Origin of the sequence: Streptomyces caeruleatus (assembly GCF_001514235.1) — a bacterium.
GTDB lineage: Bacteria > Actinomycetota > Actinomycetes > Streptomycetales > Streptomycetaceae > Streptomyces > Streptomyces caeruleatus.
Map to the genome: position 1 here is coordinate 52,256 of NZ_KQ948942.1, position 15,088 is coordinate 67,343.

General features: G+C 67.9%; 6 protein-coding genes. 5 read left to right on the forward strand and 1 reads right to left on the reverse strand.

What is annotated here, in order from left to right; genetic code table 11:
- The first annotated feature begins 184 nt into the window (after positions 1 to 184).
- On the forward strand, positions 185 to 844 hold the full coding sequence (locus tag AQJ67_RS39090) for a DUF4360 domain-containing protein (RefSeq protein ID WP_062724248.1): 660 nt from the start codon (positions 185 to 187) through the stop codon (positions 842 to 844).
- A 92-nt stretch (positions 845 to 936) separates the two neighbouring features.
- Here the strand turns inward: AQJ67_RS39090 and AQJ67_RS39095 are convergent, their stop codons facing one another.
- Complete coding sequence (locus tag AQJ67_RS39095) at positions 937 to 1,713, reverse strand: intradiol ring-cleavage dioxygenase (protein WP_062724249.1); 777 nt, start codon at positions 1,711 to 1,713, stop codon at positions 937 to 939.
- Positions 1,714 to 2,400: 687 nt separating this feature from the next.
- On the opposite strand from AQJ67_RS39095, the gene AQJ67_RS39100 reads away from it, so the two are divergent.
- From AQJ67_RS39100 to AQJ67_RS50860, 4 genes are all read left to right on the forward strand, one after another.
- Positions 2,401 to 6,663, forward strand: a complete 4,263-nt coding sequence (locus tag AQJ67_RS39100; RefSeq protein ID WP_244190747.1) for a LamG-like jellyroll fold domain-containing protein — start codon at positions 2,401 to 2,403, stop codon at positions 6,661 to 6,663.
- Between the two features lie 186 nt (positions 6,664 to 6,849).
- On the forward strand, positions 6,850 to 13,698 hold the full coding sequence (locus AQJ67_RS39105; RefSeq protein WP_062724251.1) for a polymorphic toxin-type HINT domain-containing protein: 6,849 nt from the start codon (positions 6,850 to 6,852) through the stop codon (positions 13,696 to 13,698).
- Entirely contained in the window at positions 13,691 to 14,371 is a 681-nt protein-coding gene (locus AQJ67_RS39110; protein ID WP_062724252.1) for a hypothetical protein, read from the forward strand. The genes AQJ67_RS39105 and AQJ67_RS39110 overlap by 8 nt, the downstream gene beginning before the upstream one ends.
- 385 nt (positions 14,372 to 14,756) lie before the next feature.
- Positions 14,757 to 15,053: a DUF6193 family natural product biosynthesis protein gene (locus tag AQJ67_RS50860; protein WP_425264218.1), complete on the forward strand. Its 297-nt coding sequence runs from the start codon at positions 14,757 to 14,759 to the stop codon at positions 15,051 to 15,053.
- Positions 15,054 to 15,088 lie beyond the last annotated feature (35 nt).

Sequence of the window (15,088 nt, forward strand, 5' to 3'; positions counted from 1 at the left end):
GCCACCCGGGGACGCGTCGCTCAACCGCGTTGTGAATGGCTGGAGTTGACCCTGTCGGCCGCTCGCGCAACTCCTACGATGCGTACGCCTCCGGCCTTCACAGAAACCCCACTGATTCTTCAAGGATTCAACAGGTGGGCGCGGGCCGGGGGCACAGCCACCCCCCATCCCCAAGGAGCGCTCCATGGCACGTGGACTCCTGCGATTCCTGCTGAGCGGCGGCGCACTCGCCGCTCTGCTCACCGCGGCGCTGCCCGCGCAGGCGACCCCGGCGTTCGAAGACCCGCCGCCGGACAAGATCGTCATCAAGGTCGCCACGGTGAACGGTTCCGGCTGCCCCCAGGGCACCACCGCCGTCGCCGTCTCCGAGGACAACACCGCGTTCACGGTGACGTACAGCGACTACCTCGCCCAGGTCGGCGGCAACTCCGACCCCACGGCGTTCCGTAAGAACTGCCAGCTCAGCCTTGTCGTGCACGTCCCCGGTGGCTTCACCTACGCCATCGCCAGCGCCGACTACCGCGGCTTCGCCGCCCTCCAGCCCGGCGCGAGTGCCATACAGAGAGCCTCGTACTACTTCCAGGGCTCACCGAACACGCAGTTCCGCAACCACGCCTACAGCGGCCCGCTCAACGACAACTGGCAGGCCACCGACGAGACCGACTGGGCCCAGCTCGTCTGGGCGCCCTGCGGAGTGCAGCGCAACTTCAACATCAACACCGAGCTGAGAGTGAACCTCGGCTCGTCCTCGCCGAGCAAGGTCAGCTTCATGACCATGGACTCAACCGACGGTGACATCAGCACGGTGTACCACCTGGCGTGGAAGGAGTGCCCGGAGAAGTAACCCCCCGGCGGACACGTCAGGCCGTGCCCGGTGAGACGCAGCGTGCTGCGGACGCCGGGCACGGCCTGGCACTTGGTCCCGTTGGGGTCGGGTCAGCTCTCCACTCCGAGGGTGAGCGTCCCCGCGTAGCCGGCCGAGGGGCTGCTGCCCAGGGCGGTCAGGGTGAGGAGCCCGGACGCGGCGCCTCCGTCGTCGTAGATGCCGTCCTGGGCGAGGGTGGTGCGCGGGACGGTGTTGGCGGCGTAGGTCGCGAGCGCGGCGACTCTCGTGGTGACCGTCTCGTCGAAGAAGAGCTGGCCGGTGTGGAGTTCCTGGCCGCCGGTGAAGGAGCCGTCGTCGGTGAGCGTGACGTCGGTGTGCACCTTGACGTGGATGTGGACGCAGCGGCCGCGGTACCAGCCGGGGTACACCGTCGTGATGCGCGCGACACCGTCCGACCCCGTGAGCACGCCACCGCGCAGGAACGTGCCGTTGTCCGGCTCGTCGTGGCCGTTGTTGCCGACGAAGCCCGAATACTCGCCGAGGGCGTCGCAGTGCCAGATCTCCACCAGGGCACTGTTCAGCGGCGCGCAGGTGTCGTCGTCGACGACGGTGAGAGTGAGCTTAAGCGGGATGCCGGTCTTGTCCTCGCTGATGTCGGCGCGGACGAGCTGTCCGTCGAGGTAGTAGGGGCCTTCGGTCATCTCCTTGGTGAGGGTGCAGACGGCCGCGGCGGCGACGGGTGCCGTGTCGGCCGCCTCGGCCGCCTCTGCTGTGGGGGCTTCGGGTGCGGCGGCGGTGACGGCCAGGGAGGCGGCCGCGGCGCCGGCGGCGATCAGCACGGTGCGGCGGCCGATCGTGGTGGGGGTTTCCCTCGAAGTGTCTGTCATGGACACGGCACCGTAGGAGGGGAGGCTGTTGATGGGCTGTCAGTTGGGCAAAGTGAGCATCCGTCAAGTTCCTTGCAGGACAAGTCACTCCACGGACGCGCTGTCGCACGGTGCGTCCAACCTGGCCCAGCTGCAGCCAAGAACGCGCTGCGCGCCGAGGTGGTGCGGGGGCCGGTTCCGGCGGCGCCCTGTGGGGAAACGGGCATGAAGGTACCCGACCCGTAACGGCAGGCTGGCTTCGCCGCTGCCCGGAACGGCGGTGTGCTCGAAGTGCGGGAGGCGGACGGGCGCGTGACGCAAGGCGCGTTTCCCGCTTGCCGGCGGTGGCTCTGTCGAGCTCAGGGGATTCAGCACGCAAGTCGTGATGGCGCCCCGTTGTGGAATCGAGGTCCCGCGATGATGTAGGCAGTACATGTCAGGTTCACCTTGAGGCCTTCTGTATTTCGGATTACGCTTTCCTTTCCCGGTGTTGTAATGGCGAAGTGTAGATATTGTGATGTGTGTCACGTAGATTCTTCATGTGGCTTGTCGGTCAAATCCCGGGATTTGCCTATTCATTGATCTGGACCGGTTGTTCCCTCCCCTTTAACTTCGACTGGCCGAATAGCTTGATCGTCTTTCGGCGATGAGTCCTGGGGAGGGCTGGGGATGAGGGTTCCCAGAGGGGGCCGCGCCGCTGCACGCGCAGTGAGCGCCTTTGCAGGTCTGACATTGCTGGGCGGGGTCCTGCCGGCCTTCACGGGGGTGGCGGTCGCCGCTCCGCGGGCGCAGCAGGAGGCGGCCCAGGAGGCCGCGGCGGCGAAAGACACGGAAAGCGCCGCATTCGGTCAGGCCGCCCGTTCGGGAAGCAAGGTGGAGATCACCTCGCTTCGTGGCGAATCCAGCGAGACGTACGCCCTGCCGAATGGCAATTTCGAGGCCGTCGAGCATCTGCGCCCGGTGCGGGCGAGGGTGGGTGGCGCGTGGAAGGCGGTAGACACCGCGCTGGAGAAGCGCGCGGACGGCAGCATCGCGCCCAAGGTGACAACGATGGGTATCGCGTTCTCCGGCGGTGGGCCGAAGCAGCCGCTGATCACGCTGGAGCGAGCGGGCCGGAAGCTGTCTCTGTCCTGGCCGGCCGCGCTGCCGGAGCCGGTGATCGACGGGGACACGGCGACGTATCCGTCGGTGCTGAAGGACGTTGACCTTCGGGTGAAGGCGAGCGTCGACGGCGCCTCGGAGGTGCTGGTCGTCAAGACACCCGAAGCGGCGGCGAATCCGGAGCTGACCGAGCTGAGGCTGGCCATGGACGCGGACGGCATGGACGTACGCACCACGCCGGACGGTGGCCTCGCGGCGTTCGACAAGGGCGCCGGAGGATCGGTATTCGAGGCCCCGCGGCCGATGATGTGGGACTCCAGCAAGGGCGCCTCCGCCGGCGCCGCACGCACGGCGGCCGGGAAGGCGGCAGAGGCGGCCCCGGCCGCCGATCCGACGCATGGGCCCGGCGAGTCCGCGAAGGTCGCGCCCATCGGCGTGAGCATCCCCCCGGAAGATGACGCGCTGGTGCTGAAGCCGGACCAGGAGCTGCTGAAGAGCGCCACGTTCCCGGTCTACATAGACCCGCAGTGGTACTCACCGAAGGCTGGAGGGTGGACCTTCGTCTCCCGCTACTGGGCCTCGTCCCCGCAGTGGAAGTTCAACGGCAACTCCGACTCGGGCATGGGCTACTGCGTGGGTGACGCGCGCTGCGCGCCCGAGGACATCAAGCGGATCTTCTACACGATCCCGACCTCACGCTTCGCGGGCAAGTCGATCCTGTCAGCGGAGTTCGTGGTCAACGAGACGCACTCCTACAGCTGTACCAAGACCGATGTGCAGTTGTATCGCACGAAGGGGATCAACTCCTCGACCACGTGGAACACGCAGACCGCCGGCGGTTTCTGGATTGATCTGCAGAAGACGCTGAGCGAGGCGAAGGGCTTCAGCGGTGACTGCCCGGGCGGCAGTCTGGAGTTCTGGGCGCTGCGTGCGGTGCAGCAGGCTGCGGCCAATGGCTGGTCGACCACGACGTTCGGGCTGAAGGCCCGGGACGAGAACGACGCGCTGTCGTGGAAGCGATTCTCCGACGACGCGTGGCTGCGGGTGCAGTACAACCGTCCGCCGACGCAGATCCGTATGTCTCAGCTGACACAGGACCCCGGTGGCGCCTGCTCCTCGACCGCCAAGCGGGTCCGTATCCTGCCCAAGATCCGGGCGAACGACGTCACGGACCCGGACGGCGACAACATCGCCGTGCAGTTCCAGGCGTCCTGGGACACCGGTGACGGCAAGGGCTACACGGCACGCTGGACCTCGGCCCGGACCACCTACAAGAAGTCCGGCTCCGATTTCTCGACCTCGCTTCCGACGAGCATCCCCAAGAACAAGACCGTCGGCTGGCATGTGCGCTCCTACGACAGCGCGCAGTGGTCCCCGTGGAGCTATTCCGGTTCGGCGACCGACTGCGTCCTGGTCTATGACACGAGCGTGCCCGCCGGCCCCTCGATCACCTCCACCCAGTACCCCGCCTCGGACCCCGAGGACCCGAACGACCCCTGGCTGGACGGGGTGGGCCGGTACGGAACCTTCGCCATCGACTCCTCGTCCACGGACGTGTCCAAGTACTGGTTCGGCATCAACGGCGACCCGACCAGCGCGCACACGCTGACCACGTCCGGCGGCGCCGCGCAGACGACGAAGTTCATGCCGACGAAATCCGGTGTCAACTTCATCACGGCGCAGGCATTCGACACCGCGGGCAACGGCAGTGAGATCCGCACCTACCAGTTCCGGGTCAACGCAGGCCAGCCCGACCGGCTCAACATGAAGCTCAACGAGGCGGCCGGCTCGGCCACGGTGAGCGGTGTGGGCGGGGAGTGGCCCGCCCAGTTGAACGGCGCCACGCCGGGCGGAGATGGAGTCGTGGGCCACGGCCTTCACTTCGACGGCACCGATGACTACGCCGCCACCACCTCCCCGGTGCTCAACACGGCCAAGAGCTTCTCCGTGGCGACGTGGGCCAAGCTGCCCGCCACCCAGCCAGGCACCCCGGTCGTGGCCCTCTCGCAGGCCGGCGCCAACACCAGCGGCTTCGAGATCTACTACTCCCCGGCGCTGGGCGGCTGGCAGTTCCTGCGGCACAGCGTCGATGCCTCGTCCCCGGGCATCTCTCGCGCCTCACAACCCGCCTGCCCGACCGGCGACACCGCCTGCGCATCCTCACGGCTGGGGACGTGGACACACCTGGTCGGCGTCTTCGACAACACCAGGCAGGAGATGAGGCTGTACGTCGACGGTGCGTTGGCCGGCAGCGCGGCGTTCACCACGCCGTGGGACTCCCGCGGCCGCACCCTCCTCGGGGCCACCCAGCTCTACGGCACCCTGAGCAACTACTTCACCGGAGATCTGGACGAGGCCCAGCTCTTCGACTACCAACTCACAGACGCCCAGATCGGCCGCCTGTACGCCAAACAGCCGGTCAACACCTTCCGCCCGGCGAAGGTGGTCTGGCCCATGGACGAGGACGTCGACGCCACCTCGGTCACCGGTCGGGCCCAGCAGGTGACCGCCACCGTGGCCGGTGGCGCCCGGCTCGGCTCCGCGGGCGTGGACGGCACGGCGGTGACCCTCGACGGCACCGACGACGTCGTGCGCACCGCACAACCGGTCCTGGACACCTACCAGAGCTTCGCGGTCTCGGTCTGGGCCAGGCTGCCCAAGGACAAGGAACAGCGCGCCATGGTCGCCGTCACCCAGGGCGGCACCCAGCAACGCGGCTTCGACCTGCACCACTCCTCGGCACTCGGCGGCTGGGTCTTCATGCGGGCCGGTGCCGACACCACCGACGCCCCCTTGGTGCGGGCCCGGCAGAACGCCTGTGATCCGAACGTCAGCTGTGCGGCCGCCAGACTGGGCGAATGGACGCATGTCGTGGGCGTCTACGACTATGACGCCGGACAGATCCGGCTCTACGTCGACGGGGCACTGAAGGACACCCAGCCCTTCACGACCCCGTGGCTCTCCTCCGGCCCGGTCACTCTCGGTGCGGCCGACTACACCACCGGCACCGGCGGCAACCTCAAGGGCGACCTCGATGACGTCCGTCTGTTCGACCGGGCTCTGTCCGGCGACGAGGTCAAGGAGCTGAACAAGGCCCGTCCGGTGGTGCAGGGGCGCTGGAAACTGGACTCCGGCTCCGGTACGCCGCTGACCTCGACCGACGATTCCTCGGGCAACCGGGCGCTGACTCTGGGTGGCAACGCCTCGATCGATGTCTCGGGCAGCTCCAACTATGTGGGCACCGGTGGGCTGTTGCTGGACGGCGACGGTGACTATGCCGCCACGGCCACCTCGCCCGTCTCCACCGGGACCAGCTTCACCGCCGCCGCATGGGTGAGCACCGCGGCCCGGCCTGATCATCCAGTGACGGTGTTCTCGCAGGCGGGCTCGGTCAACAGCGGCTTCGCGGTGCGGTACGTGCCCAGTGCGACCGACCCGGCGAACGCCGGCCGGTGGCAGCTGGCGATGCCGGGCTCCGACGCCAAGGGCACGACCGTGGCGACGGCCGAGCATCCCAACTTCATGAACAACACGAGTTGGAACCATCTGGCGGTGGTCTACGACGCCTTCGCCGATCAGATGCGGCTTTACGTGGACGGCAACCTGCAGCAGGTCGTCTGCACCGACAGCGACGAGGACGGCAGCCCGGATGTCGCGGGCTGCACCGACTCGGTGTCCTGGAACTCCAACGTCCTGCCGTTCAACGCCACCGCCGGTCTTCAGCTTGGCCGCGGCCGGACGGACGGCACTTGGGGCGAGTACTGGCCCGGCGTGATCGACGACGTGTGGACGCTCCAGGGCGTGGCCTCGGACGAGCAGATCGCCCGGCTGGCCAACGGCACGGACCTGGCCACGGTCCCCGGCCCGTGACAACCGGCTGACCAGTGCGGGGGCGGACCCAACGCCCGCCCTCGCGCATGGCCGGCCTTCACACAAGCAGCCACGGTCCCGATGGGACCGCCGATTCGCCGTGGCGTCGAAAGGAACCAGCGGGTGAGGGGGCAACGCATGATCTTGGTTGAACGGGCCTGGGCGAGAACGCGGCGAAGAGTCGCCGTGACCGTGTCCGCGGTGCTGGTCGGAACCCTGCTGCAGGGGGCGTTCACGCCGTCGGCGGCACAGGCGGATGACATGCCCGGGGTCCCCGCCTCGGAGAAGGCGCTGTCCGGGCACACGGTGAAGTCGCTGCCGCGGGGTACGGGCGGGGAGCGCAAGATGCCGTCCGTGGCGCCGCGGCACGCATGGCCGAGGGCCGGGTCGGCGACGGTGACCCTGCGGCCGGGAGAGAAGTCGGTGACGCGGCGGGCCGGAACCCTGCCGGTGTCGCTGACGGCGCCTGCGGCGAAGAAGGTACCGAAGGCGTTCTCGGGTGCCGCCACCGTACGAGTGCTGGACGCGACGGCGGCCCGCAAGGCCGGCGTCGAAGGTCTGCTGTTCTCCGTGCGGCGCGCAACCGGGGCCAAGGGCGCCAAGGTCGGCGTCAGCGTCGACTCCTCAGCCTTCGCGCAGGCCTACGGCGGCGCCTACGCCGCCCGACTGAAGCTGGTACGGCTGCCTGCCTGCGCCGCGACGACCCCGCAGCGCGCACAGTGCCGTACGCAGCGGCCGATCGACGCCCACAACGACGGCGCCAAGCTGTCCGGCGACGTCAGCGTCGCGAGCGCCGAGCCGATGATGCTGGCGGCCACCACAGCCGCCACCGACGGCGCCTCCAGTGACCACGGCGACTTCACCGCCAGCCAGTTGTCCCCCTCCGCGACCTGGTCGACGAGCCTGAACTCAGGCAGCTTCTCCTGGTCGTACGACATGCCCGTGCCGGGCGTGCCGGGCAAGTTCGCGCCCAGCGTGGGCCTGTCCTACTCCTCCGGCGCCATCGACGGCCGTACCTCGTCGACCAACAACCAGTCCTCCTGGGCGGGCGACGGATTCAACCTGTGGCCCGGCTCCATCGAGCGCAGCTACAAGGGCTGTGCCGACGACGACGTGAAGAACGCCGACGGCAACAAGCCCGGCGACATGTGCTGGGCTTACGACAACGCCACCATCTCGTTCAACGGGCGCGCCGGCGAGCTGATCCCGGACGGTGACGACACCTTCAGGGTCAAGGGTGACGACGGCACCAAGGTCCAGCGCGTCTACGGCAGCACCACCGACGTGCGCTCCAACGGCGCCCGCAACGACGAGTACTGGAAGGTCACCACGACCGACGGCACCCAGTACTTCTTCGGCTACAACCGTCTGCCCGGCTGGGCGTCGGGCAAGGACACCACCGACTCCACCTGGACGACCCCCGTCTACGGCGACGACGAGGGCGAGCCCTGCCACGCCGCCACCTTCGCCGACTCCTGGTGCCGACAGGCCTACCGCTGGAACCTCGACTACGCCGTCGACGTCCACGGCAACGCAATCGCCTACTACTACAAGAAGGAAGCCAACTACTACGCCCGAAACCTCAAGGTGGCCGACGAGACGGCCTACGACCGCGGCGGCTACCTGGACCGGATCGAGTACGGCCTGCGCAAGGACGCCGTCTACTCGGCCAAGGCCCTGGCCAAGGTTACCTTCGCCTCGGCCGAGCGCTGCCTGCCGCAGACCGGTGTGACCTGCGACGCCTCGACCATCGACGACAAGAAGTTCTACTGGTACGACACGCCGTGGGACCTGAACTGCAAGGCCGGGGAGGACTGCACCAAGTCCGCCTCCCCGAGCTTCTGGACCCGCAAGCGGCTGACGGCGGTCACCACGCAGGTGCTGAAGCCGGACGGCACGTACGCCCCGATCGACACCTGGTCGCTGGGCCACCGCTGGGGCATGGCGGACATCGACTACCAGCTGCTGCTCGACTCGGTCCAGCACACCGGCAGGTCGGCCACCCCCGAGATCACCCTGCCCAAGGTCACCTTCGGGTACCACCAGGACGCCAACCGCCTCGACATCGCCGGTGACGACACCGCGCCGTTCGTCAAGGAACGCCTTGCCACCGTCGCCGACGAATCCGGCGGCCAGATCGACGTCAACTACTCCGCGGCGGCCTGCGACGCGGGCAACCTGCCGACCCCGCAGACCAACACCACCCGCTGCTACCCGGTCTACTTCACCAAGTCCGGCGACGCCGACCCGACCCTGCAGTGGTTCAACAAGTACGTGGTGGAGTCGGTCACCGAGACCGACCGCACCAACTCCTCGCCCGACATGGTCACCCGCTACGACTACCTCGACGGCGCGGCCTGGCACTACGCCGACGACGACGGCCTGACCAAGGAGAAGTACAAGACCTGGTCGCAGTGGCGCGGGTACGGCCATGTACGGGAACGCACCGGCGGCCAGGACCCGGTCGGCATGAAGTCGCAGACCGACCACTACTTCCTGCGAGGCATGGACGGCGACCGCAAGGGCCCGTCCACCACTGACGGCACCAAGTCCGTCACTGTCTCCGACGACAACGGCGGCACCATCACCGACCACGACTCCGCGGCCGGATTCGAGTACAAGACCGAGGACTACAGCGGGCCCGGCGGCCGGGTCCTCGAAAAGACCGTCAGCACACCCTGGCACCACCAGACGGCCAGCCGGGTCCGTGCGTGGGGCACCACCACCGCGAACCTGACCGGCACCGCCTCCGTCCGGACCTGGACCTCTCTCGACGACGGCGCGGGCGACAAGTGGCGGCAGACGTACCAGACCAACACCCACGAGAACACCGCCGGCCGAGTCACTCAGCTCGAGGACTTCGGCGACACCGGCACCGCGACCGACGACCAGTGCACCCGCACCACCTATGTCGACAACACCACCGCCTGGATTCTGACCAAGCCCTCGCGCGTGGAGACCGTGGCCGTCAAGTGTGACGCCACGCCGGACCGCTCCAAGGACGTGCTGTCCGACATCCGCACCGCCTACGACGGCCAGGCGTACAACGCCGCCCCCACCAAGGGCGCCCCCACACGGATCGCGAGCCTGAAGTCCCACAACGGCACCACCGCGACCTACCTGGAATCCGGCCTCACCTACGACAGCACTTACGGTCGCCAGCTCACCAGCACCGACATCACCGGCACGGTCACCGCGACCCTGACCGGCGCCCCGGCGCGCACCGACCGCACCGACGGCCGGACGACGACCACGGCGTACAGCCCGACCACCGGCTTCCCGACCACGGTCACCGTCACCAGCCCGCCGGCCACCCCGGGCACCGCCTCCACCACCCAGACCAGCACGACCACGTACGACACGTTGCGCGGAATGCCCGTGACCGTGCTGGACACCAACAACAGGCGCACCGACAAGACCTACGACGCGCTCGGCCGCACCCTCAGGATCTGGCTGCCCAATCGCTCCCAGGCCAACAGCCAGACGCCGAACTACGAGTTCGACTACACCATCACCGATGGCAAGCCGGTGGCGGTGGCCACGAAGACGCTGAAGAACGACGGCGGACAGCGCACCTCGTACACGCTGTACGACGGCTTTCTACGAGCCCGCCAGACCCAGGCCCCCGGCCCGTCCGGCGGCATGCTGGTCAACGACGTCTTCTACGACGAACGCGGACTGACGGCCAAGGTCTTCGCGCCGTACTACAACACCGGCGCACCCTCCACAGTCCTGCTGAAGCTCGACGACGCCCTGGCGGTGGAGACCCAGACCTGGAACACCTACGACGGCCTCGGCCGCGTCACCAAGTCCCAGCAGGTGGCCGGCAACGGCGACGGCGGCACGGTGCTCGCCACCACCAGCACCAGCTACCTCGGCGACCGCACCACGGTCACCCCGCCGGCCGGCGGCACCCCGAGCACCACGATCGCCGACGCCCGCGGCCGCACCACCGACCTCCTGCAGTACAACGCCGCCACACCGACCGGGACCCCGTCCACGACCCACTACGACTACGACCCCGCCGGGAGGCTCACCGCGGTCACCGACCCCGTCGGCAACCAGTGGACGTACCGCTACGACCAGCGGGGCAACAAGACCGGGTCGACGGACCCCGACAAGGGCGAGACCACCTACACCTACGACGACCGCAATCAGCTGGTCACCACCACCGACGACCGCGAGCCGAAGCAGACCATCACCCACGTCTACGACGGCCTGGGCCGTGAGCTGGAGACCCACGACGGCACCGACACCGGCCCGCTGCTGACCAAGCGCGTCTGGGACCCGGCCGGCTACGAGGGCAAGCCGGCCTCCGCCACCCGCTACGTCGGCGGCGCGAGCGGCAGCGCGTACACCACCACGTACAACATCTACGACACGCTCTACCGCCCCAACCGCGTGACCACCACGATCCCGGCCTCCGAGGGCGCCCTGGCCGGGGCCTACCAGTCGAACATCAAGTACAACCTCGACGGCACGGTCCAGTCGAGCAGCTACCCGGCGGCGGGCAGCCTCGCCGCCGACGTCCTCACTCCGACGTACGACGATGTCCTGCGCCCGGTCACGCTCTCCGGCACGGGCGGCGTCACCTACATCACCGACACCGCCTACAGCTTCACCGGCAAGCCGCTGCAGTTCACCTATCAGAGCGGCGGCAAGAAGACCCAGGTCACCAATACCTACCAGTGGGGCACTCAGCGCCTGGACAACACCCGGGTCGACCGCGAGGCCGTGCCCGGCGTCGACAAGTCGTCCACCTTCGGCTACGACGAGGCCGGAAACATCACGTCGATCAGCGACGTGTCGCGCGACGGCACCGACAACCAGTGCTTCCGCTACGACCACCTCGCCCGCCTCACCGAAGCCTGGGCCCAGGGCACCACCGGCTGCTCCGCCACCGCCGGGTCCCTGCTCGGCGGCCCCGCACCCTACTGGCAGTCGTACACCTACGACGCCACCGGCAACCGGCGCACCGAAACGCTCCACGACCTGACCGGCGACGCCACCAAGGACGTCAAGCGCACCTACGACTATCCCGCGCCCAAGTCCCCGCGGCCGCACGGTCTGACCCAGGTGACCACCGCCGGGCCCGGCGGCACGGCGATCGACACCTACACGTACGACACGGTCGGCAACACCCGTACCCGCACCATCGGCGGTGACAAGCAGGTCCTCGACTGGGACGCCGAGGGGCACCTCGCCAAGGTCACCGAGGGGACCAAGACCACCTCCTACGTCTACGACGCCGACGGCAACCGCCTGATCCGCCGCACCGACGCCGACACGACCCTCTACCTCGGCTCCACCGAGATCACCCTCGCCAAGGGTGCCGGCACCGCCAAGGCCACCCGTTACTACGACCTCGGCGGCGGTAACCAGGCGATCCGCACCGACGACGGCAAGCTGTCGTTCCTCATCGGCGACCACCACGGCACCTCCGAACTTGCCGTCGCCGCGACCGACTTGTCCATGCAGCAGCGCCGCTCCACCCCCTTCGGGGCCGCCCGGGGCGAGGCCCCGGCCTCATGGCCTGGCCAAAAGGGCTTCATCGGAGGCACCGAGGACACGACGACCGGGCTGACCCACCTCGGCGCCCGCGAGTACGACATCACGACCGGCCGCTTCATCAGCGTCGACCCCGTCATGGACTCGGCCGACCCGCAGCAGATGAACGGCTACAGCTACACGGAGAACAACCCGGTCACCTACAGCGACCCCACGGGCCGCACGAAGTGCGACGTCAATCCCGAGCTGTGCGGCAAGAAGGACAACAGCTGCGACTCGGCGTGCGTGAAGAAGAACATCGAGAAGGTCAACAAGGCCAACAAGGCGACGGAGGAATACTTCAGAAAGAAGCGGCAGAAGGAGGCGCAGAAACTCTACGACTACTTCTTCAAGCCGTCGAAGTGCTTCGGTAATCCGGTCCTGCCGCTCGCGAAGTACGACACCTGTTACACCCAGGCGGAGATCGACAACGACAAGCAGCTCCTGAAGACCGTCATGTCCGCCTTCGGTGATATGACGATGCTCGAACCCTGGTACCAGTGCGCCTTCAACGACAACCAGGACAAGTGCGACACCCTCGGCCTGGCCATGTCCACGGGGGACGCCGGTGCCATCGCGAGGGGTGCCACCAGGTTCATCGGCGCGATGAGCAAGGCCGGGCGGGTGCTGTGCAGTTTCACCCCCTCGACCCGCGTGCTCATGAAGGACGGGCGCACCAAGGAGATCGGGAAGATCAAGCCCGGCGACAAGGTGGAGGCCGCGGATCCGAAGACTGGCCGGCACGAGGGGCCGCGCACGGTCACCGCTCAGGGCGGGCACCGCGACACGGACCTGGTCGACCTGAGGATCCGTGACAAGCAAGGCCGTACCGTCACCATCCCCACCACGTTCAAGCACCCCTTCTGGGACGCCACGGCACACGCGTGGATCCCGGCCGGCGAACTCACCGTGGGCCACGACCTCAGCACCGCGGAGGACGGCGACGTCCGGCTGGTCGGCGTGCGGCAGCGGGCCGGTGCGGCCGAGATGTTCAACCTCACGGTCGAGGAACTGCACACGTACTATGTGCTCGCCGGTTCCACGCCGGTCTTGGTGCACAACTGCAACCTGGCCTTGGGGTGGCGCACCAAGGGGACCGGGGAGTGGGCGGAGGCGAATGGCTACACCCACATGCTGGCCAACCCCGATGACGGCTGGAAGTTCCCCGTGGAGCGAATGATCGGCGACCCCAATGTCACGCTTCGCGTCAACATCACGGGGTGGGAGACGGATTTCGAGGGCGCGGTGAGGAACGGTCTCAAGGGGGGCCTGGCCACGGAGCTTGAGATGAGCTGGATCGCCAGGGCGGTGGCCAATGGTCAGCGTTCATGGGATTCCGTGCACTTCTACGAGGTGGGTCCGGGTGGAAAGTCCGTCCCAGCGCCCCGCCTCGCTGAGCCTGATTGGTCTACCTTCGGCAAACTCGATCCGGTCAGAAGTCCGTTCACCATGTGCAAATGTGAAGGGTCGGTTCCCTGGGATGAATAGCAAGAGGCTGCCGGAAGACTCATGGGATCCGGCCCTGTATTACCCTGACCTCGACGTGTCCGAGGGCCTGGCCAAGGCGCTTGAGCGCCGAGCTGCGGGGATCGGGTTGATGATCGAGGGGATTTTCGACTGTACCCCCGGGGCAATGCTTGCCACTGATCGCGGTAACGTCTGGATCAATGTCGGGGCCTGGCAGAGGGACTTCTCCGTGGCAATCAGCCAGCCCGGCGTTGAGTGGGCGAGGGGAGGAACCGAGGACGTCGAGCAGGCGCTTCGGGCGGTTGCCGCCTGGCAGGAGGGTGAACCTCTCGACGACTTCGTGTCGGAGTTCCCGTTCATGGAGCCGGGAAGGCTGGCCCACGCATTCTTGGAGGGAAGGGTCGCCGAAGCCCAGTGGCAGGACCTGCTGGCTTCGGAGTACCACACGGGCGGCCAGCGGCTGCTCGTCAGTCTCGCTCCTTTCGACGAACTGCGGAGTTTCTATCCGGAGATCAGCTATGGCGACCTCCGCTTCACGATGCCCCCGCCCCTGCGGGACGAGCGGTTGTTCCGGTTTCGGAGGGACGGGCCGGGATTCCGTGTGGAGGAATGCGGGCCGGAGCCCCGGGAGTACTCCCTCGACACACTCGACGAAGTGGCCCGCCACGTCGTCGAGTTCTTCGCCTCCGGCTGACCGGGAGCCTTTCCGCTGTGGAGACGAACGACTCCTTTCTGGACTTGTCCCCGTTCCTGGACTCCACTCTGTACCTGGACCTGATCGAAAGGGGCGGTCACGCATCGGGGCCGGGGCATTACAAGAGTGCCGTCGTCGAAACCGAGCGCGGCAGGATGTCCATGCTGCTCGGGGAGCACGAGCGGATGTTCTCCCTCGACATTCGCGGGCGCGGATTCACGTGGGCGGACGGAATGACGGACGATCTGCGGGAGCTGGTCGGCGCGGTGGCGGCCTGGCGGAGCGGAATGCCCGTGGACGAGTTCGCCGGGACCTTTCCGTTCATGCGCCTCGGCCGACTCGCCCGAGCGCATGAGAGCGGTGATCCGAACGCGGCTCAGTGGGAATGGCTGCGGACTGCGGAGGTCTACGAAGGCGAAGGCCTCTGGTGGAGGCGGCCCATAGGGACGGCCGCCTCCGTGGGCTCTACCCCTATCTCAGCCACGGGATGCTGCGGCTTTCCACAGAGTTGGGGCGACAGGGGGCGCGGGAGATCCAGATCTGTCCGGTCACCGGAGGGTCCTACCGAGTCGAGGACACCGCGTCGGGGGGTGGAGTGAGGAACGCGGTCACTCTTGCGGAGGCGATCGATTCCGCTGCCGATCTCCTCCAGAACACGGCTCGGCCCGGCAGAGAAGAATGACCGATCCCCCGGTCGGCGGCCAGGAGCGTGCGGGC

Bases quoted from the DNA above. Each gene is read 5' to 3' on its own strand.
- AQJ67_RS39090 (WP_062724248.1), top strand. From the start codon at position 185: ATGGCACGTGGACTCCTGCGATTCCTGCTGAGCGGCGGCGCACTCGCC.
- AQJ67_RS39095 (WP_062724249.1), bottom strand. From the start codon at position 1,713: ATGACAGACACTTCGAGGGAAACCCCCACCACGATCGGCCGCCGCACC.
- AQJ67_RS39110 (WP_062724252.1), top strand. From the start codon at position 13,691: ATGAATAGCAAGAGGCTGCCGGAAGACTCATGGGATCCGGCCCTGTAT.
- AQJ67_RS50860 (WP_425264218.1), top strand. From the start codon at position 14,757: ATGGCTGCGGACTGCGGAGGTCTACGAAGGCGAAGGCCTCTGGTGGAG.